Genomic DNA, 20,892 nt, shown 5'->3' with positions numbered 1-20,892 from the left:
AAATTCGTTAATGATAAACATGGAGATATATAGAATCCTGTCTGCGACAAATAAGATCGTCAAGTAATTTGACTATCTAATCTAAAAGTAATGAATTGAAAACAATCCCGATATCACAATCTTTTTTATTATTTTTGCAATCTTAAATTCATTACTATGTCACATCAAGTTCCAGAAGACGGCACTTTACTTCCGTTGATGGAAGAGTTCTATACAATTCAGGGAGAGGGATTTCACACAGGAAAAGCTGCATATTTTATTCGATTGGGAGGATGTGATGTGGGGTGTCACTGGTGTGATGTTAAAGAAAGCTGGGATGCCACTTTACACCCGCTTACTTCTGCTGATCAGATTATTGAAAATGCAAAAAAATATCCTGCAAAGACAGTTGTCATCACTGGAGGAGAACCTTTAATCTACAATTTGGATTACTTAACAAGAGGTCTTCACGCAGCTGGAATTCAAACTTTTATAGAGACATCTGGTGCCTATCCACTAAGTGGCGAATGGGATTGGATCTGTCTTTCTCCAAAGAAATTTAAAGCTCCAAGAAAAGATGTTTTAGAAGCTGCCGGTGAATTAAAAGTCATTGTTTTTAATAAAAGTGATTTTGAATGGGCTGAAGAACATTCTAAATTAGTAAACAACGACTGTAAATTATATTTGCAACCTGAATGGTCCAAATATCCTGAAATGACCCCACTGATCATTGATCATGTCAAAGATAATCCTAAATGGAATATCTCACTTCAGACACATAAATATTTGAACATCCCTTAATCTAAATTTGGGATTAATAATAAAGCATAAAGGCGATCAATGATCGCCTTTATTTTTGAATGAATATTTTTTCAACTCTATTTCAAGTACTTCTCATGAAAATCTGGAAGTGAATATTGTTGTACTTCGGAACTAATCTTCAAATCCTTAACCAGAATATTACCTTGCTCATCAGTATCAATAAAATCTAAAGTAGGTTTCAGAACAATCTTCCCATTAAAATCCAATAAACCTTGCTTATTGTTTTCAGAAAATAGCAAATATGATCCTACAAAGTTGCTGATATTGCTTAAACCTCCAATAAGTGACACTCCTGAAGCATTAATGATACCATATCGATCTTCTATTGCATACACCATGTTCTCATCATTAACAGCATAAAGCACTTCAAAACCTACATGATTTATTTTTTTTGCTTCATCATCAATAATCCAAAACAAACTACTACTATCAGAAACTATTGCTCTTTGTTTATTCAATACATCGATTGAATAAAAATTTGCAGGCTCCACAATTGTTCCATCCGCTTTTTTAACCCCAAACAAATGTTCATCACCATATGCGGCATTCTGCTGTGAAAACCATTTTAAAGGTGCTTTAAGTTCAAATGCATCTTGAAAAACACTTGCATCATCCAAGTTACTACCTTCATTTTCTGAAAGCTTAACAATTTTAACCTCATGAGGTAATTCAAATTCCTTTAAGTCACTTAGCTTAGTCAAAGCTGAGACTTCAAAACCTAAAGAATTATGCACCTGATCATTTAATTTCAGAACTGCTCCTGGTACATTAATCAAAAAGGGCAAACTACTTAGATAATAACTCGGTAGATCCGGAGCATACCAAATTGTCATTGCAACTTCACCTAAATAAGGGTCCACAACTTTCAACAATGCTTTTATACAGGAAACACCGTTGATGGTTTCTTTTTCGGACCCGTTTTCCAAGATAAGATAAGCATCTTTTGGATCAGTCGGATTCTTCAATAAGGGATAATCTGAAGACAGCACATCCTGTGAAAGTAGATCATCACCTTTTGTAAATGAATATTCCTGTTTTTTAGTTCGATCTGCAATCAGAACGTGCCCTAGATTATCAACTGATTTAATCTTCGTAGGTGAGGTAAAAATCGTAACCTCTTGAGCAGTGGTTCCTCCTTTTAAAAATGACTCATAGAAATCTAACGCAAATTCAGGCACAGACTTTTCTAATTCTTCCACAGCGATCTGTCCTTTAAAACTCAATTTCATCTGCCATAGGTTATCCTGAGCTGTAGCAGAATGGGATAACAGTATAGTAAGAAATACAACATGAACCAATTTTTTCATACATTACAAATATAGCTCCTAAACAACAAAAGATAGACCAAAACGATCTATCTTTCACAATTAAAATTAATTTACTTTATTTCTCCACATTTTATTGTTTTAAATAAAATAGTGAACCATGGTTTACATATGCTGTTCTGCTAATTGCCTTATTAAAAAATAACATACCTAAAACCATTATTTCTCTATTAAAAGTTCTTTACAACGTTATTATACTTTTGGTTTTCACAGCTTGGTCACATGCAAAAGCAATACGTAAACTATTCAAAGCATCTTCCGATTGCTTCTTTAAATCCAAATCCTCTACAATTGCTTTTTGAAAAAACAACTGTTCTCTGTTACAAAGATCTTGATGTGTAGGTTCGTCTTCTAAATGAATCCATTCATCCGCATTTAAAAATTCATTATTCACATCAATATCAGCATGATGTACACGAATTGATTCTGTTTTGGTGTGTGCTTCCACCGAATCTGAAACCCCTTCTCTGACAGCATGATTTGGCACAATAGATACCGCCCCTTTAGGGCCAAACACATCTTTAACAAAAAAAGCAGTTTGACTAACCATAGGCCCCCATCCTGCTTCATACCATCCTACAGAACCATCATCAAAATGTAACTGAAGCTGTCCATAATTATAATTCGTTTCGGGTATATCATTTGTCAATCGTGCTCCGATAGCGGAAACTTGAACAGGCTTAGCGTCTGTCATCTGACACATTACATCAATATAATGAACGCCACAATCTACTATTGGACTCAAGCTATTCATTAAATTACGGTGTACATCCCACATATAGCCATGACTCTGCTGATTGAGATTCATACGCATGACCAAAGGTGTTCCCATCTTACGGCTAATTGCGATAAACTTTTTCCATGAAGGGTGATATCGTAAAATATATCCTACAACCAATTTTTTATTATACTTTATTGCGGCATCGATAACATTTTGAGCCCCTAATACCGTATCTGCTAAAGGTTTTTCAAGAAAAACATGTGCTCCTGCCTCAAAAGATCTGATTGCATAATTTTCATGCGTATCGGGATAGGTTGAAATACAGACTGCATCTGGTTTTGTTTGTAGCAGTGCCTCTTCAAAATCATCAAATTCAGGATAAGCTGCCTGAAGAGATTTATTCAATCTACTTTTACTTTCTCCCCTGGATACCAGCCCAACAATTTCAAAACCCGGTAAGTCATGATAGGCGCGGGCATGAGATGCTCCCATGTTACCACACCCGACTACTAATATCTTAATTCCTACGTCCATACCTAAACAAATGGTGTTTTTCCCGGCTGAGGAATCCCGCGATTATCAGCTTGCATTTTCCAATCATATTCTAATGAAGTAGGGCCTAAAACTTCTGTCGATTGCATAATCTGATCATACGTAATCGCTTTCCCCGTATAAGCGGCCGTTCGAGACCAAATTGCAAGTAGGGTACTATTCGCAAGGTGTGGTCCATCGTTAATCGCTTTTTTATCACGGATGGCTGCGAAAAGTTCGTCATGCTGGGTTTGATACATATTATTGTTCCGTCCAGTAAACTTCCACGCTTTGTCACCATAAATCTCGAAATTTGAAGGAATATTTAAGTTTGCACGACCGTTCTTTCCTATGACGTCCACTGAATTTCGGGAATCAGTTCCATTTTGTTGACGACAAGAATGAAAGGCCTTTAATCCATTTCCATAATCAAATTCAATAGACATATGATCATAAACGTTGCCGAATTTATCCAACTCTCGGGACTGTCTTCCTCCAGTTGCAATAATAGTCTTAGGAACAATATCTCCTAATGCCCAAGACATCATATCAACACTATGTATAGCTTGCTCGACAATAAGATCGCCAGAATATCTTTGGAAATAGAACCAATTACGTAACTGATACTCTAAATCTGACCAACCGGACTGTCTTTCCTTATGACTTAACTCTCCTCCAAATCTAAAAGTAGAAACAGATTGTATATCACCAATATCACCTTGTTTTATCCTTTGAAAGATTTCACGGTTTGGTGTTGCATACCGAAAACAGAAACCACTTACCAAACAGAGATTCTTTTCTTTAGCAATCTTTACGCTTTCAAAAACTCTTTTCAAGTTTGGAATATCTACTGCAACAGGTTTTTCGCAAAAGATGTGCTTTCCTTTTTTGACGGCCTCTTCCAAATGATCTGGTCTAAAGTTTGGTGGAGAACAAAGTAAAACCACATCCACATCGGTATTCATCAATTTTTGAAATCCTAAAAATCCTAAAAAGATGTTTTTGCTATCGACCTTTACTTGATCATTTGATATCTGTCTTAATGAATCTAAACATAGGTCTACTTGATCTTGGAAGATATCTGCAACAGCGGTAATGACGACATTTGGATCTGCGCGCAATGCTTGAGAAGCGGCCCCTGTCCCCCTACCGCCACAGCCTACAAGTCCGATCTTAATTTTCTTTGGAGCACTGTTTGCATACAAATTAAGGCTTGATGCAGCCAGAGCAGTCCCCAGAACTACGGTATTTGTTTTCTTTAGAAAAGAACGGCGATTTAGATTTTCTAAATTCATATTTTAGCTTATTATTTTCGATTGTACAAGTCCCTATTCTTCTTACAGACATCGAGAATTTAAAATTAATATTAAATTTTATACTAAAAAAGTATAAATAGCTTCCAAATGTAATAATGTTGTGCATCATAACAACATCACGCAAAAAGAAGCTTGAAGCATACTCTAACGTAATTTCTATCGCATATTAAATATTTTAGTAAGGTAAAAAATGTTTAATTTCAATGCAGAAATGTCATATTTACGCTATCTCTATTTTATTTTTATCAATTAATAGCTATTTAAATTTGATTTCTATTAACAAAATACTATTTTTGACACATTATTAATACAAACATGATTTTTGCTCACGGACATCACTTTCATATGCATCATCGCCATTGCGGCGATATGTAATAAGTGTGTTTCTACGTGAAGCATTTTTTCCCTTGTGTTTGATTTCTATTTATTAATAATTTACAGCTAACATTATAAAGCTTTGAAAAATCTTAAAATTGCTATCCAAAAATCGGGTAGATTAAACGAAAAATCAGTTCAATTACTTAAAAACTGTGGTCTCGACTTCGAAAATTATAAAAGTTCTTTAATAACAACCGTTTCCAATTTCCCTCTTGAAATTCTTTTCCTTCGTGATGATGATATTCCAGGATATGTAGAGCAAGGAATTGCTGATCTCGGAATAGTTGGTGAAAATGTCATTGATGAAACTGAATCTGAAGTTAATTATCTACAACGTCTCGGTTTTGGAAAATGTACTTTAAAACTAGCTGTTCAAAAAGATAGTGATATTAAAGATTTAAGAGATCTTAATGGAAAATCTATTGCAACTTCTTATCCTGTTATTTTAAAGAAATTTTTAGATGAATACCGCATCGAGGCAGATATTCAGATGATATCAGGATCTGTTGAAATTGCACCTGGCTTAGGGTTGAGTGACGCTATATGTGATATTGTCTCTACGGGCGGAACCCTTAAAAATAATGGATTAAAACAGTTTGCCGATGTCCGTAAGTCTGAAGCAATTCTTATCGGTCGTCCAGGATTGGAGGATAACGAAATCTTAGCAGAACTTTTACAGCGAATCCAGTCGGTGTTAATGGCAAAAGAAACTAAGTACGTTGTTCTGAATGTTGAGAAAGTTAATTTACCTACTATAACAGGTCTTTTACATGGTGTAAAATCACCGACTGTTGTTCCTTTAGCAGAAGAAGGTTGGGTTGCCGTTCATACCGTTATTTCAGAAGATGATTTCTGGGGTAAGATCAACAAGCTAAAGTCTGCAGGTGCCCAAGGAATTGTGGTCATGCCGATCGAAAAAATTATTATGTAGTTAATAAGCGCACTGCGCTTAAAATAAAATTCATCATGCTTAAAACTTTTGAATATGCTCAGTTAAATCCCATTGAATTACAGGAATTAACAACGCGTAATACTGATCCTTCGCATGCTATCCAAGATACTGTCTTAGATATTATACAAGAAGTTCGTCAAAATGGTGATAAAGCTTTGATTAGCTATGCACAACAATTTGACAAAGTTGAATTAGAAAAACTTTACCTTGATGCTAACGATATTGACGCACTGGCATCAACGATTAATCGCGAACAACAAAGGGCCTTAGAAATTGCGTTCCAGAATATTCATAAATTCCACTCTTCACAAGTAAAGCGTGAGCGAGTTGTAGAGACCACGATAGGTGTAAAATGCTGGCGGGAGAACCGTCCTATTGAAAAAGTCGGTCTTTATATACCGGGAGGCTCCGCTGTTCTACCAAGTACACTATTAATGTTAGGTGTACCGGCGCGAATTGCGGGATGTAAAGAAATCATCGTTTGTTCTCCTCCCCAAAAAAGTGGAAAAATAAACGGTTTCGTAGCCTATTGTCTCAAATTATTAAAAATCGAACGCATTTACCTTGTCGGTGGTGCTCAAGCTATAGCGGCAATGGCTTTTGGATCGGAAACGATCCCTAAAGTTGATAAAATATTTGGACCTGGCAATCAATTTGTGACAAAAGCAAAAAGCATTGTTCAAGGTATGGCCAATGTAAGTATCGACATGCCTGCTGGTCCATCTGAAGTTTTAGTAATTGCTGATGAAACTGCCACCCCTGCTTATGTAGCTGCAGATCTATTAGCTCAAGCTGAACATGGTGCGGACAGTCAGGCTGTACTGGTAGCAACTTCCAAAGATATTATTGAAGCTGTAAATCTTGAATTAGAAAAGCAACTTGCTATTTTACCCCGTTTTGAATTAGCAAGCAAAGCAATCGAGAACTCCTATGCGGTGTTAGCAACTGATTTAAATGAGGCACTGGCGTTTAGTAATTATTATGCACCAGAACATCTGATCCTAGAAACCGATCAATGGGAACGTCTTGTTCGTCTTATTTTAAATGCAGGTTCTGTCTTTTTAGGACACTTAACGCCTGAAAGTGCGGGAGATTATGCTTCTGGAACAAACCATACTTTACCCACATCAGGTTATGCAAGATCCTATTCAGGTGTATCTGTAGATTCATTTGTAAAAAAGATTACTTTCCAACATATAAGTCAGGAAGGACTACTTAATATTGGTTCTACTGTGGAGATCTTAGCAGAATTAGAGGGACTTCATGCACATAAGAATGCTGTTACCATTCGAAAATAAAATTAAAAATTTCAAATCAAAAGAAAAGCCTTTCAGAAATTCTGAAAGGCTTTTTTATTAAAATCTTATTTCGATTTAGTTTTTCAATGCTTCACCAACTTTTTTGGCTTTGTCACCTACGGCTTTAGCTGCATCTTTAGTACCTTCAACTGCAGATTTTCCAGCTTTAGCTGTTGCGTCAGCAGCTTTATCGATAGCATGACCAGTTGCATGGGCGGCATCCTTAACGCCTTCTTCAACATCTCCCGCTACTTTAGCAGTACCTGCCGTAATTTTTTCCCAAGCAGTTTTTGTCTCATCTACCGTTTTACGTGCAGCTTCTTCAGCTTTCTTATCTCCTTTTGCTATTGCAGCATCTAGATCTTTTTGAGCTTGCTCATATTTAGCTTTCGCATCAGCTGCAGCAACGTCTGCATGTTTATCTAAACTATCAAGAGAATTATCTAACTTTTCTCCGACTGTGACTTCTCCATCACTATTTTTATCTTCTTTTGGCGTGTTATTACAAGCCGCAAAAGTTAATGAAACTCCTGCGAATAATGCTAAAAATGCAACTTTTTTCATTTCGTATATTTTTTTGGTTAACAGATTTAACCAAACAATATTTATGCCAATTATGCTTTAGGATAAATTGTGCCTTTTGCCGCTTCTAGTGTATTCTTAAGTAATCCTACAATCGTCATCAAGCCCACTCCTCCAGGTACAGGAGTTATCCATGAAGCTTTAGGAGCGACTTGCTCAAAATCTACATCTCCATATAATTTAAAGCCAGATTTTGTTTCTGTTGAGTCTTCTCTATTAATACCTACATCAATTACAACTGCGCCATCCTTCACCATATCTGCAGTAACAAAGTTTTTCTTCCCAATTGCAGCAACAATAATATCCGCACGTAAAACTTCTGTTTTAAGGTCTTTTGTACGACTATGTGTTAAGGTAACTGTGCAGTTACCTGGATTAGAGTTTCGTGCTAAAAGAATACTCATTGGTGAACCAACGATATTACTTCTACCTACCACCACTGCATGTTTACCTGCAGTTTCAATTTTATAATGATCCAGCATCAACATAATACCATAAGGTGTTGCTGGGATAAAGCAAGGAAGATTTCGTTGCATTCTGCCCAAATTGATGGGATGAAAACCATCTACATCTTTTCGGTAATCTATTGCTTCAGTTATTTTATCGGGATCGATATGCTTTGGAAGTGGTAACTGCACGATCAAACCGTCAATATTTGCATCCGCATTTATTTCTTGAATTTTCGCGATCAATTGTTCTTCAGTCACATCAACATCGTAACGAATATTAGTAGATTCAAAACCTACCAATTCACAATTACGCATTTTACTCGCCACATAAGTTTCACTACCTCCGTCGTTTCCAACTAGGATAGCCACTAAATGAGGTTTACGTCCAGCTTGCGCTGTAAAATCAGCTGTATCTTTTTTGATATCTTCTTTGATTTTAGCTGATACGAGTTTACCGTCTAATAAATTCATTTTTATAGGAATAGGATTTTTTAAGTTTCTAATCTAATTTCAGTACAGCCATAAATGCCGATTGCGGTATTTCAACGTTACCTACTTGACGCATTCGTTTTTTACCTTTTTTCTGCTTTTCCAAAAGCTTACGCTTACGAGAAATATCACCGCCATAACATTTTGCTGTTACATCTTTACGTAAAGCAGAAATTGTCTCACGGGCAATAATTTTCATTCCAATAGATGCTTGGATACGAATTTCAAACTGTTGGCGAGGTAGTAATTCTTTTAATTTTTCACAAATTTTCTTACCAAAGTCATATGCATTACTTCTGTGAATCAGAGATGACAATGCATCTACAGGTTCATCATTTAAACGGATATCCAAACGGACCAAATCCGATTGACGGTAACCTATCTGTGTATAATCAAAAGAAGCATAGCCCTTGGAAATCGTTTTTAACTTATCATAAAAATCAAATACAATTTCACCCATTGGCATCTCAAATACCAATTCAACACGGTCTGAAGTTAAATATGACTGATTAATGATTGCACCACGTTTTTGGATACATAAAGACATAATCGGTCCTACGAAATCAGATTTAGTAATGATATTTGCTTTAATATAAGGTTCCTCAATAGCATCTAATTTACTCGGATCTGGTAAATCGGATGGGTTATGAACCTGAACTTCTTCATTATCTTTTGTTAAATACGCTTTGTAAGATACGTTGGGAACAGTTGTGATAACAGTCATATCAAACTCACGCTCAAGACGCTCTTGGATAATCTCCATATGAAGCATTCCTAAGAATCCACAACGGAATCCAAAACCTAGCGCTGCTGAAGACTCTGGTTCAAACACTAAAGATGCGTCATTCAATTGCAAACGGTGCATAGATTCACGTAACTCTTCGTAATCTTCTGTATCAACAGGATATATTCCGGCAAAAACCATTGGTTTTACTTCTTCAAATCCTTGAATAGCACCATCACAAGGTCTTTCCTTATGAGTGATCGTATCGCCAACTTTTACTTCACGTGCTTCCTTAATCCCGGAGATGATGTATCCAACATCACCTGTTCTAACGACATCTTTAGCAACTTGATTTAATTTCAAAGTTCCGATCTCATCCGCAGAATATTCCTTTCCTGTAGCAACAAATTTCACTTTATCACCTTTACGGATCTCACCATTTTCAACTTTGAAATAGGCCATGATACCACGGAAAGAGTTATAAACTGAATCGAAAATCAAAGCCTGTAAAGGAGCTGTTGGATCACCTAGTGGTGCAGGAACCCGCGCTACAATGGCTCTTAAGATATCAGGGATACCAAGACCTGTTTTACCAGATGCTGGAATAATATCTTCACGGTTACCACCAATTAAATCAATGATCTGGTCTTTCACTTCCTCTGGCATAGCACCAGGAAGATCCATCTTATTTAAAATTGGAATAATCTCTAAATCATGTTCTAATGCTAAATAAAGATTCGAGATTGTTTGTGCTTGTATACCTTGAGAAGCATCTACAATTAACAAGGCTCCTTCACAGGCAGCAATGGAACGTGATACTTCATAAGAAAAATCGACGTGTCCAGGAGTATCAATTAAATTTAAAATATACTCTTGACCGTCTTGTATATAGTTCATCTGGATCGCGTGACTCTTTATGGTAATACCACGTTCACGTTCCAAATCCATATTATCTAGTAATTGTGCCTGCGCTTCACGTTGTGTAATGGTGTTAGTGTACTCCAATAATCGATCGGCTAATGTACTTTTACCGTGATCAATGTGTGCGATGATACAGAAATTACGTATGTGCTTCATATAGGATTTTTAAAAATCGTTTCTAAAAAGCAAAGATACTTTTTTTGACAGACATTTAGGCTAAGCTCTCCCCTATTTATGCACATAATTTCATGATTTATCGATTAAGATAAAAAATGTTTTCGATTTGCTGTGACGTTTTCGACTTGCCATTCAATCTCAACTGTAAACTCTTGCGATCTTATCGGACAGTCTTTTACCTGACAGTAGCTGCAACATTCAGGGAGGCATGGATCTGCGTGAATAAAAAACTCGGTTTCAACAGACATTTTGGTATTAACTATTTTATCTAAAATCGAGATTTCATCGTGTACTTTAATTAAAGAATAATAATTCGGAAGTGTCAAGTGACAATCTACATGCAATTCATTGCCATATCGTTGGACACGCAGATTGTGTATATCAATCCAATCTGTATGACGGTTTTCCTGCAAAACTTGAACGACTTCTTTTACAAGATCTACATCTGACTCATCCATAAGTCCACCCACTGACTGACGTAACAATTTATACCCATTATATAAAATAAAAGTGCCCAAGACAAAAGAAATAGCAATATCGATCCACTTTAAGCCTGTTAATTTCATAAGAATAAGACCGACTACTAGGCCTATTGTACTATAGGCATCAACTTGTAGATGTTTACCGTCGGCTTCCAATGTAAGAGAACCCAATGCTCGCCCTCTTTTCATGATGTAGAATCCAATTATAAAATTAATCAGGGCCGTAACAGAAACTAAACCGATCCCTTCTTCCAAATTTGATAATGTAGATGGGAAAAAGATATTATAAAATCCTTTTACTAATATGATTGATCCGGCTATAAAAATAAGTCCCCCTTCCAAGAAAACAGAAAAGAATTCAACTTTTCCATGGCCATACGGATGATTGTTATCTTTAGGTTGAGCGGCTAAATAAATACTATAGAAAGCAAAACTTGAGGCAATGACATTGACAATACTTTCCGCAGCATCGGTGAAAATAGCATTGGAAGCAGTAAGGAAATACGCGACAAATTTGATGATCATCAATCCCAGCCCTGTCAAAAGGGATAGCAGAACTAATCTTTTTTGCTTAGACATAATATTACTTTATTTTCGCGACAAAGGTAGTCATATAACGCTACGATTTCCTTTTTAGTTTGAAACTACTAATCTTTTAGCATACTCTTTTACGTTTATACGGACTAACAAATGAAATGGTGATCAATGCTAAGCAGAATTATCATTATAAAATTTATAGTAAATTTCTGAGATGGTAACATCGGAAATATACGAAATGAAAGATTAGAATAAGTGTTACTCCAAAGCAATCAAAATCTTAATAATTTTACATATTTTCAGCAAAAAAGAAGCAATCGTTTGTCTTTTTTCAAGAAATTAAAGTATTATTTGCATTCTAAATAATATCTTTGTCTTACCATGAGCACACAATCATATTTATCAGATAGGATAAACAATTTATCCGAGTCGGCTACGCTTAAAATGACTAAGCTTGGTCGCGAATTAGCCGCAAAAGGCGTTAATGTTATCAGCTTAAGTGTTGGCGAACCAGATTTCAATACTCCTGACCACGTTAAAGAAGCTGCTAAGGTAGCTTTAGACGAAAATTGGACACGTTACTCGCCAGTTCCGGGATACCCAGAATTACGTCAGGCTATTGTGAATAAATTGAAGATTGAAAATAATCTTGATTATGACATCTCTCAAATCGTAGTTTCTACAGGTGCAAAACAGTCTTTATCAAATGTTATTTTAACACTTGTTAATCCTGGTGATGAAGTTGTAATACCCACCCCATACTGGGTTTCTTATTCAGAAATGGTTGTTTTAGCTGAAGGAAAATCGGTTTTTATCAATACTGAAATCGATAATAACTTTAAAATAACTCCTGAGCAACTTGAGGCTGCTATCACGCCTAAAACTAAATTGTTCATGTTCTCATCACCAAATAACCCTACAGGTACGGTGTATAGTAAAGATGAGTTAGCTGCTTTGGCAAAAGTATTTGAAAAACATCCACAGGTATTTATCTTATCAGATGAAATCTATGAACATATCAATTTTGTAGACAAACATGAATCTATCGCTCAATTTGATAGCATTAAAGACCGTGTGATTATCATTAACGGTTTCTCCAAAGCATTTGCAATGACCGGATGGAGATTAGGTTATATTGCTTGTAATAAAGAGATCGCTGCCGCAAATGACAAATTACAAGGACAAACGACATCGGGAACATGTTCGATATCACAACGTGCAGGAATCGTTGCTTATGAACAAGGATTAGCATCCGTAAATAAAATGAAAGAAGCATTTGCTCGTCGTCGTCAACTGGTTTATGATCTATTATCCGCAATTCCAGGAGTTAAAACAAACTTACCTGAAGGCGCTTTCTATTTCTTCCCAGAAATCAGTTCTTTCTTTGGAAAAAAAGATGAAAATGGAAATGTAATCAACAATTCATCTGACTTAGCTCTATACCTATTAAATGTAGGTCATGTCGCAACAGTTGGTGGTGATTCATTTGGAAATGACAAATACATCCGTCTGTCATATGCTGCATCTGATGAAAGCTTAGTAGAAGCTTTAAGACGTATCAAAGAAGCATTAGGCAAATTAGCATAAACTTTTATAGTCCACATAAAAAGAAGAGGCTGTCTTTAAAGATAGTCTCTTCTTTTGTTATATACTCAGATTAGCCCAATTTGCTACGTAACATGGCAAGGGAACGGATATGATTTATCTTGCCGCGGTATGGCGTATTCATAAATCCTTCTGCTAATTTTATTTCGGCATACGGCATATCAAAGCTGTCGTATGGGTTTTACGTCAATTCCGAATACAAAATAAGCTCCCCAATATGATTTTCAATAAATTCAACTAAAAATCAGACTTTCCCTAAGTGCATCGATTCTGTACGAAAAGCTCTTTTAATTTAAACAAGAGGCTAGACAATATCAGAATTTTACTCGCTAGTAAACTTAAATAACTTAATAGTAAAATACTATTTCTCTAAAAGCATGTTACGTAGGAATACCTATAAGCCATTCAGAGTTATTAATAAGCAATAGCGTAAAATGAACTACCTAAAGAATAAAGACAGACGGTCAAATTTTTAATATACATTGGCCAGAGTGATAAATCAATCGGACATAACGAATTGCGACACCGCTGCAGCGCAAAATGATTTACCTAAAACACAAAGACAAACGGCTAAATTGGTATATACGTTGACCAGAGTGATAAATCAATGCGCCATAGCGCATTGCTATCATACCTTTAGGCAAAATGCGCAACACCACTCGTTAAAACTGCCAAGCACACAGCGGTCTTTACTGTCTTGCGGCCATCTCAAGTATTGCTACAGAAACTAGTTTTTTTTTAATTATTGGTATCAATACGATTCAAGGTAAAAGAAAAAGTACTTCCTGAACCATATTCACTATCAACAGTTATAGTCCCCCCCTGTGCTTCGATAAACTCTTTACTGATACTTAAACCCAAACCTGTACCTTCTTTTTTTGTACCCGGAATTCGAAAATACCGCTCAAATATTTTATCCTTATACTGATCTTCTATACCTTGTCCAGCATCTTTAATTGCAAATTTCACTTTATCCTCACTAGATCCAATAGCGATCCCAATGACAGCATTTTCATAGGAATAACGTACTGCATTTGAAAGTAAGTTGGTCAATACCCAGGCTGTTTTTTCATTATCAGCAAGCACATCTGGTAGGTTATTTTCTATTTGCAATTGCAATTCTATATGTTTTTGTTCTGCCATCGCTTTTGTTGCGCGTATAGCATATTCGATAAGTTCGCTCACATTGGTAGGTGCTACATTTAACTGAATGGTCCCACTTTCAACCTGCGTCATATTCAAAAGCTCACCTGTAATTTTCAACAACCTCCCGGTATCCTCGCGGATACTTTGAACAAGATTATTTTGATCTTCATTGAGTACGCCAATTTGTTTATTTTCTAAAAGTTGTAACCCCATCTTTATAGAGGCAATCGGTGTTTTAAGTTCATGCGATATGGTTGCAATAAAATTCGTTTTAGCGAAATCCATTTCTTTAAACTGGGTAATATTACGTAACATGATGACCTGTCCTATAAATTGAGAATCTAATTCCCCCGTCGGTACAATATTGATATCGACAATCTCCTTCTCAAAATAACTTTCTTTACCATTTGCATAAATCTTAAGAAGAGTAGCTTCTCGTTGTTTCTGATCCTGAAAAATATCTTTGATAAAATCACGTATCAGATCATTTGTCACCGCTACATCCTGTATTTGCTTTCCAATTAGATGTTCATTTTGTAAACCAGAAATTTTCAAAGCTTCTTCATTCGCGAATAATACCACCTTCTGTTCATCAATTCCAATTACAGGATCATGCATGTTATTAATAAGAGTATCTATTCGTTTTTTCCCCTTTAATATTTTATCCAATTTACTTTCGGCATATTCTTCTAGTTTTTCAGCCATTGTATTAAAAGAATTTGCAAGCTCTCCAAATTCATTACGTTTATCATAATGTATTCGTTTTTTATAGTTTTCATTTGCAATCTGCTTAATGCTTTCTGTCAATTCTTTAATAGGATTCGCAATATTTGATGGCAAGTTAACGATCAGAACAAAAGCAATCAGAAAACACAATGTTCCAGTAATGGAAATGACAGCAATGGCTTTTTCTGCAGTTACAGAAGCAATATCACTTTTACGTTCTATGGCTTCCATATTGAGACGCATCAATTCAGTAATGTCTTTTCTTATTTTGGAAAGCAACGTGACATCTGCTTTATTTGCGGTAAACTGATAGAAATGTTTTTCGACCATCTTTGTAGCCTGCACCTCTCCGATTTCAGTAACATTATGCTTTTGTTTCTCTAGATTTTCCTTAAAATCATGTAACGCTACTGGATCAACATCATATTCTTCCAATGCCAACAGCATATTGCGGGCATATTGCAAAGTATTATAATTGGCAACGAGAATATTATTGGTATCCCTTTTCAACTGATTGACATACCAGCCACTTACCACAACCAATAGTACAATCATCAGAAATAGTGACCCAACACCAAAAGTTAATTTTGTCTTTATACGCATTATGAAAGAATTATAAGATCAATTTTTTCGTTTGAAAGCTTCGTCAGAAGTTTATTAAAAGTATTTGTTGCCCAAATGATTTTGATTAATCCCAAATGTGGCTTACCTATACAAACTGTCGTTATCTGTTTTGCTTCACATTGCTCAATAATAGCTGTAGCGATCTTGCTATGATTAACCTTTATAATCTCGGCGCCCAATTCTGTTGCTAATTTAAAATTATTAATCAAATGTCGCTGTTTATCCAGCGCTATTTTAGAGACACTTTCTTTAGGCGTTTGTACATAGAGAACAAACCATTTACTATTATAATAGTTTGCTAACCTTGCAGTCTTGCGAATTACGATCGTAGCAGTCTTCTCATTTGAACTTACACAAGCTAGAAATTGCTCCTTCTTCATATATTTATGATGAATAATCTCCGTCTCAACCTTCCTTTGCACCTGTGAAGCAACTTCTTTTAAAGCCAGTTCACGTAATTGCAAAATATGATCACTATTAAAAAAATTTGCTAATGCCATTTCTATCTTAGCAGCATCATAAATTTTACCATCTTTCAATCTATTTATCAACTCTTCAGCTGTTAAATCAATATTAACGACCTCATCGGCCAATCCAAGCACACTATCGGGTACCCTTTCCTGTACATCTATACCTGTTATGTCCTTAATCTCATCATGTAAACTTTCAATATGCTGAATATTTACCGCGCTGATCACACTGATACCTGCATCCAATATATCGACAACATCCTGCCAACGCTTAGCATTGACACTTCCTTCAATGTTACTATGAGCAAGTTCATCAATTATAACAATTTCAGGATGTATGTTAATAACCGCCTGAACATCCAATTCTTCAAGCTCTTTTCCCTTATAAAAAAGTTTACGTCTGGTTATCAACGGAATACCACCCAACAATGCATGTGTTTCTTTTCTATTATGAGTTTCAATATAACCTATTTTAATATCTACCCCACTATGTAGAAGCATATGTGCCTCTTGTAGCATACGGTAAGTTTTCCCCACACCAGCGCTCATACCGATATAAAGTTTAAATTTTCCTTTCCTAGATTTTTTTATCAGCCCTAAGAAATGTTCCGCATCTTTTCTTTCTTCCATATAAGTGTAGATCATGTTATTAGTTCTCTTGTTATTTTATAAACAAGTATAAAACAACAAGAGAAATAATAATTCGATTAAAAACGTAATGCCAAAGAAGTAATTCCAATCATATTATCTTTTTCCAAAGAATCATTTCGATCAGCAAAAATAGCATCTTTACTCTGTAGTCTCTTTAACTCTGTTCGCCATACTAAATTTGAAAAAACCACATAATCTACTGAAAAGGAATAACCAAATGTTTGAAAACCATTTGTAATTCCGGTATTAATAATTATCCCTTTCTTATCTTGATAATATTCACCTCGTAAAGCTATAGCAAAATCATCATGAGGTTTATAGGAAGCGATCAAAACTGGAGTAAACCATGTGTTGTAATGACTGCTTCCTTTTTCTTTTTGTTCAGCACCAATATCAAACCCTGTTATAACCGTAAATTTATCATGCAGTTGGAACTGTCCATAAAAATTATGAAAATACCGCATCTGACGAACAGAATCGGCTTTATCATTACCAATAAACGAACTGCTGTTTAAAGTTATTTTATCCGTAGGCCTATACGTTAACTGATGCCCAAAAGCGGGGGTACTGTTTCCGTCAATCCGCTGAATTCTTTGCCAGCCATTTAAAACTAATCCACTCATCATCCATTTACCGTCATCGGTCGTATACGATATCTTAGCTCCTGTTTCAAAATAAGGAGAGTTATCCGCTCCTATACTACGTGTCAGGGTATAGCAATCCTTACTAATGGCGCTTTCAAATCCAATATGAGATGGCAAAACACCAGCATCAATCCATAAATTATGCTTTTCTGAAATCTTGATACCGACATTTGCTTCGTAGATATTTTTCAACGTTACTGGTTCAGCAGCATAATTTGCATTCATATAAGTACCAGCCGCCAATGCCAGGTTAGTCCTGATTCTATCAGATTCATAATTTAATTTAATCAATCCAAGATTTAAATTAACCTCATTATTACGATGATAACTGTATACATATCCTGGTCGGGAATTATTTTTAGGGTTAGAAAAATCGTACTGACTGTATACTTCAACATAGCCACTAATCGTTAACGGATTTTTGATCTCAACGTTTTCTTGTGCTTGCAAAATATGGATAGTTCCTAATAACAATAGGGAACTGATGATATATTTTTTCATCTTAATTTTATCATTTTGTTGATAGAGCATTCGTGTAAATCATGCTTTACATCCATAGCAGATGATTTCACAGCTTGATTTCACATTTGTTAATTGATTGTATAAGGATGATATGAAATATCCAGACTGCGTACACATCACTCTTCACATAATTACATTTATTCGAATGTGTATGACATGGATATTTGATATTAAATTATTTTGCAGATAATTGGTCTAATGCAATATTCAACTTTAATACATTTATTTTAGCAGGACCAAATAGTCCGATTAATGGTTTTTCGGTATGCTCATGAATTAATGTCAATAAGTCTGCTTCTGCAATATTTCGGATCTTAGCAATACGTTTCACCTGAACCTGAGCTGCCTGTACTGAAAAGTGAGGATCTAAGCCACTCGCACTTGCAGTAATAAGATCAGCAGGTATTTGTGCTTTTGTAATAGCGGGATTATGCACCAAAAATGTATCTATCCTACCTTTTACCTCTGCCAGATATGAAGGGTTTGAAGGGCCTTTGTTACTTCCCGCAGATCCTGCTGCATTATAGCCAGCCGCAGAAGGACGGGACCAGAAATAGTGATCATTTGTAAAGGCCTGACCAATGTTGCTGTAATAAGTCCTACCTTTAAAAGTGATGATTTCACCTTTACCTTCATTTGGAGCTACTTGAGCAATGGCCCATACAGCAAAAGGATAGATGACTGCAAAAAAAACAATTAGGATAAAAGTCAGCTTTATAGCTGGTAAAATATGCTTTTTCATGATTTCGTTTTTTTAAATAAATAAGGATACAATAAGATCAATCAATTTGATGCCTACAAATGGCACCAAAATACCCCCTACTCCAAAAATGAGCAGATTACGACGTAACAGTGCACTTGCACCTATCGGTTTATAGGCCACCCCTTTCAAAGCCAATGGAATTAAAAATGGAATAATTAGGGCATTGAATATCACGGCAGATAAGATGGCGCTCTCTGGACTATGTAATTGCATAATATTTAATCCTTGCAACGCTGGAATAGCCGTAATGAATAGAGCAGGAATAATCGCAAAATATTTCGCCACATCGTTTGCAATACTAAAAGTAGTAAGTGTGCCACGAGTCATCAATAATTGTTTACCGATCTCCACAACTTCGATCAATTTCGTCGGATCATTATCCAAATCAACCATGTTGCCTGCTTCCTTAGCAGCTTGCGTCCCACTATTCATTGCAACACCAACATCTGCCTGAGCCAGTGCTGGAGCATCATTTGTACCATCTCCCATCATGGCAACCAGACGGCCATTAGCTTGTTCCATTTTGATGTAGTTCATCTTATCCTCTGGCTTAGCCTCAGCAATAAAATCATCGACTCCGGCCTTTTCGGCAATATATTTTGCCGTCAATGGATTATCGCCGGTTACCATAACTGTTTTGATACCCATTTTCCGTAAACGTTCGAACCGCTCTTGAATCCCTGGTTTAATAACGTCCTGCAATTCAATGACGCCTAAAGCAATTTCGTTTTCACAAACAACTAAGGGTGTACCTCCATTTTGAGAAATTTTAGTAACCTGATCGGTTATATCTACTGGAAATACATTTCCGGCCTGCGTAACGATATTACGGATCGCATCAGTCGCACCTTTACGAATACGAGTCTGATCAAAATCGATCCCCGAACTTCTTGTCTCTGCCGTGAATTTGATAAAAACGGGTGCATTGATTGGATATGCCAACGGATTAACACCAGCCAACTCAATGATTGATTTTCCTTCAGGAGTTTCATCACTCATTGAACTTAATACAGCGGCTTTAATCAACCGCTCTTCGGCTATGCCTTTCGTTGGGTAAAAATGTGTTGCTTTACGGTTACCAATGGTAATGGTACCAGTTTTATCCAATAATAGGACATCAATATCTCCAGCCGTCTCTACTGCTTTTCCGCTTTTAGTAATGACATTTGCCCGCAACGCTCTATCCATTCCTGCGATACCAATTGCGGATAATAATCCGCCAATCGTAGTGGGTATTAAGCAGATAAATAGTGAAATAAAAGCTGCAATTGTGATGGGCGCATTGGCATAATCTGCAAAAGGTTTTAAAGTCACAGTAACAATAATGAATACCAAGGTAAAACCTGCTAAAAGAATGGTCAATGCAATTTCATTTGGTGTTTTTTGACGACTTGCTCCTTCTACCAAAGCGATCATTTTATCTAAAAAACTTTCACCTGGTTCGGTCGTTACTTTTACCTGTATCTTATCGGACAATACTTTTGTTCCTCCTGTTACACTACTTTTATCCCCTCCTGCTTCACGTATAACAGGAGCCGACTCTCCAGTGATCGCGCTTTCGTCTATCGTTGCCAAGCCTGCAACAATCTCTCCATCAGAAGGAATGATATCACCTGCTTCACATATAAAGATATCACCTTTCACAAGTTGTGAAGAAGAAATCATACTTCCATTTGCTAATTTTGCAGGGGTTTCCTCTCTTGTTTTACGTAAACTGTCTGCTTGTGCTTTTCCTCTAGCTTCAGCAATCGCTTCCGCAAAATTGGCAAACAACAGAGTAAGCAATAAAATCAAAAATATGGTGAAGTTATAACCAAAACTACCTTGTGATGATTCTCCTGACAATATCCATAAACTGACTATTAGCATCACAAAAGTTCCGATCTCTACCGTAAACATTACGGGATTACGAAACATCAGTTTAGGGTTCAATTTCACGAAAGACTGTTTGCAAGCTTGCAACAACATGTCACTCTGAAATAATGATTGATTCTTATTCATTTTTAAATATTTATATTGATGAAGTAAACGATCGTGTTAGCTTATCTAAACCAGTGA

16 protein-coding genes are annotated in these 20,892 nt (G+C 36.1%); 4 read left to right on the top strand and 12 right to left on the bottom strand.

Annotation, left to right across the window (positions count from 1 at the left end; genetic code table 11):
• Nucleotides 1-156 precede the first annotated feature (156 nt).
• Nucleotides 157-780: a 7-carboxy-7-deazaguanine synthase QueE gene (locus tag WH188_RS01870; protein ID WP_021191521.1), complete on the top strand. Its 624-nt coding sequence runs from the start codon at nucleotides 157-159 to the stop codon at nucleotides 778-780.
• Nucleotides 781-857: 77 nt separating this feature from the next.
• Here WH188_RS01870 and WH188_RS01865 read toward each other — a convergent pair whose 3' ends face one another.
• The 3 genes from WH188_RS01865 to WH188_RS01855 all read right to left on the bottom strand — a co-directional run bounded on the left by WH188_RS01865 (nucleotide 858) and on the right by WH188_RS01855 (nucleotide 4,673).
• Nucleotides 858-2,108, bottom strand: coding sequence for a hypothetical protein (locus tag WH188_RS01865; protein WP_339423180.1), 1,251 nt, complete (start codon nucleotides 2,106-2,108; stop codon nucleotides 858-860).
• A gap of 199 nt (nucleotides 2,109-2,307) precedes the next feature.
• On the bottom strand, nucleotides 2,308-3,381 hold the full coding sequence (locus WH188_RS01860; RefSeq protein ID WP_315397645.1) for a Gfo/Idh/MocA family oxidoreductase: 1,074 nt from the start codon (nucleotides 3,379-3,381) through the stop codon (nucleotides 2,308-2,310).
• 2 nt (nucleotides 3,382-3,383) lie between these two features.
• Entirely contained in the window at nucleotides 3,384-4,673 is a 1,290-nt protein-coding gene (locus tag WH188_RS01855) for a Gfo/Idh/MocA family protein (RefSeq protein ID WP_339423179.1), read from the bottom strand.
• 478 nt (nucleotides 4,674-5,151) lie between these two features.
• Between WH188_RS01855 and hisG the strand changes: the two genes are divergently transcribed.
• Together hisG and hisD are read left to right on the top strand one after the other, a co-directional pair.
• Entirely contained in the window at nucleotides 5,152-6,003 is an 852-nt protein-coding gene (gene hisG, locus WH188_RS01850) for an ATP phosphoribosyltransferase (protein ID WP_021191526.1), read from the top strand.
• 35 nt (nucleotides 6,004-6,038) lie between these two features.
• Nucleotides 6,039-7,322 (top strand): histidinol dehydrogenase, encoded by a 1,284-nt coding sequence (hisD, locus tag WH188_RS01845; protein ID WP_339423178.1) that lies wholly within the window; start codon nucleotides 6,039-6,041, stop codon nucleotides 7,320-7,322.
• A gap of 75 nt (nucleotides 7,323-7,397) precedes the next feature.
• On the opposite strand, the gene WH188_RS01840 is transcribed toward hisD, so the two are convergent.
• The 4 genes from WH188_RS01840 to WH188_RS01825 form a co-directional block, all read right to left on the bottom strand.
• Entirely contained in the window at nucleotides 7,398-7,886 is a 489-nt protein-coding gene (locus tag WH188_RS01840) for a hypothetical protein (RefSeq protein ID WP_021191528.1), read from the bottom strand.
• Between the two features lie 50 nt (nucleotides 7,887-7,936).
• Nucleotides 7,937-8,824, bottom strand: coding sequence for a bifunctional 5,10-methylenetetrahydrofolate dehydrogenase/5,10-methenyltetrahydrofolate cyclohydrolase (locus tag WH188_RS01835; protein ID WP_132773762.1), 888 nt, complete (start codon nucleotides 8,822-8,824; stop codon nucleotides 7,937-7,939).
• Nucleotides 8,825-8,852: 28 nt separating this feature from the next.
• Complete coding sequence (gene lepA / locus WH188_RS01830; protein WP_021191530.1) at nucleotides 8,853-10,643, bottom strand: translation elongation factor 4; 1,791 nt, start codon at nucleotides 10,641-10,643, stop codon at nucleotides 8,853-8,855.
• Nucleotides 10,644-10,747: 104 nt separating this feature from the next.
• On the bottom strand, nucleotides 10,748-11,725 hold the full coding sequence (locus WH188_RS01825; RefSeq protein WP_132773763.1) for a cation diffusion facilitator family transporter: 978 nt from the start codon (nucleotides 11,723-11,725) through the stop codon (nucleotides 10,748-10,750).
• A gap of 339 nt (nucleotides 11,726-12,064) precedes the next feature.
• On the opposite strand from WH188_RS01825, the gene WH188_RS01820 reads away from it, so the two are divergent.
• Nucleotides 12,065-13,270, top strand: a complete 1,206-nt coding sequence (locus WH188_RS01820; RefSeq protein WP_237682694.1) for a pyridoxal phosphate-dependent aminotransferase — start codon at nucleotides 12,065-12,067, stop codon at nucleotides 13,268-13,270.
• 756 nt (nucleotides 13,271-14,026) lie between these two features.
• Here the strand turns inward: WH188_RS01820 and WH188_RS01815 are convergent.
• From WH188_RS01815 to kdpB, 5 genes are all read right to left on the bottom strand, one after another.
• Nucleotides 14,027-15,763 carry a HAMP domain-containing sensor histidine kinase gene (locus WH188_RS01815; protein WP_339423177.1) on the bottom strand — a complete coding sequence of 579 codons (1,737 nt, stop codon included), beginning with the start codon at nucleotides 15,761-15,763 and terminating at the stop codon, nucleotides 14,027-14,029.
• A complete protein-coding gene (locus WH188_RS01810; RefSeq protein WP_339423176.1) occupies nucleotides 15,763-16,884 on the bottom strand; it encodes a sensor protein KdpD in 1,122 nt (373 codons plus the stop codon). The genes WH188_RS01815 and WH188_RS01810 overlap by 1 nt, the downstream gene beginning before the upstream one ends.
• A 77-nt stretch (nucleotides 16,885-16,961) precedes the next feature.
• Nucleotides 16,962-18,050: a porin gene (locus WH188_RS01805; RefSeq protein ID WP_339423175.1), complete on the bottom strand. Its 1,089-nt coding sequence runs from the start codon at nucleotides 18,048-18,050 to the stop codon at nucleotides 16,962-16,964.
• A gap of 196 nt (nucleotides 18,051-18,246) precedes the next feature.
• A complete protein-coding gene (locus WH188_RS01800; protein WP_339423174.1) occupies nucleotides 18,247-18,813 on the bottom strand; it encodes a K(+)-transporting ATPase subunit C in 567 nt (188 codons plus the stop codon).
• A 12-nt stretch (nucleotides 18,814-18,825) separates the two neighbouring features.
• On the bottom strand, nucleotides 18,826-20,835 hold the full coding sequence (gene kdpB / locus WH188_RS01795) for a potassium-transporting ATPase subunit KdpB (protein WP_339423173.1): 2,010 nt from the start codon (nucleotides 20,833-20,835) through the stop codon (nucleotides 18,826-18,828).
• Between the last annotated feature and the right edge of the window lie 57 nt (nucleotides 20,836-20,892).

This window comes from Sphingobacterium sp. MYb388 (assembly GCF_037479535.1).
Classification (GTDB): Bacteria; Bacteroidota; Bacteroidia; order Sphingobacteriales; family Sphingobacteriaceae; genus Sphingobacterium; species Sphingobacterium anhuiense.
This window is presented reverse-complemented; position numbering and strand designations above follow the sequence as displayed.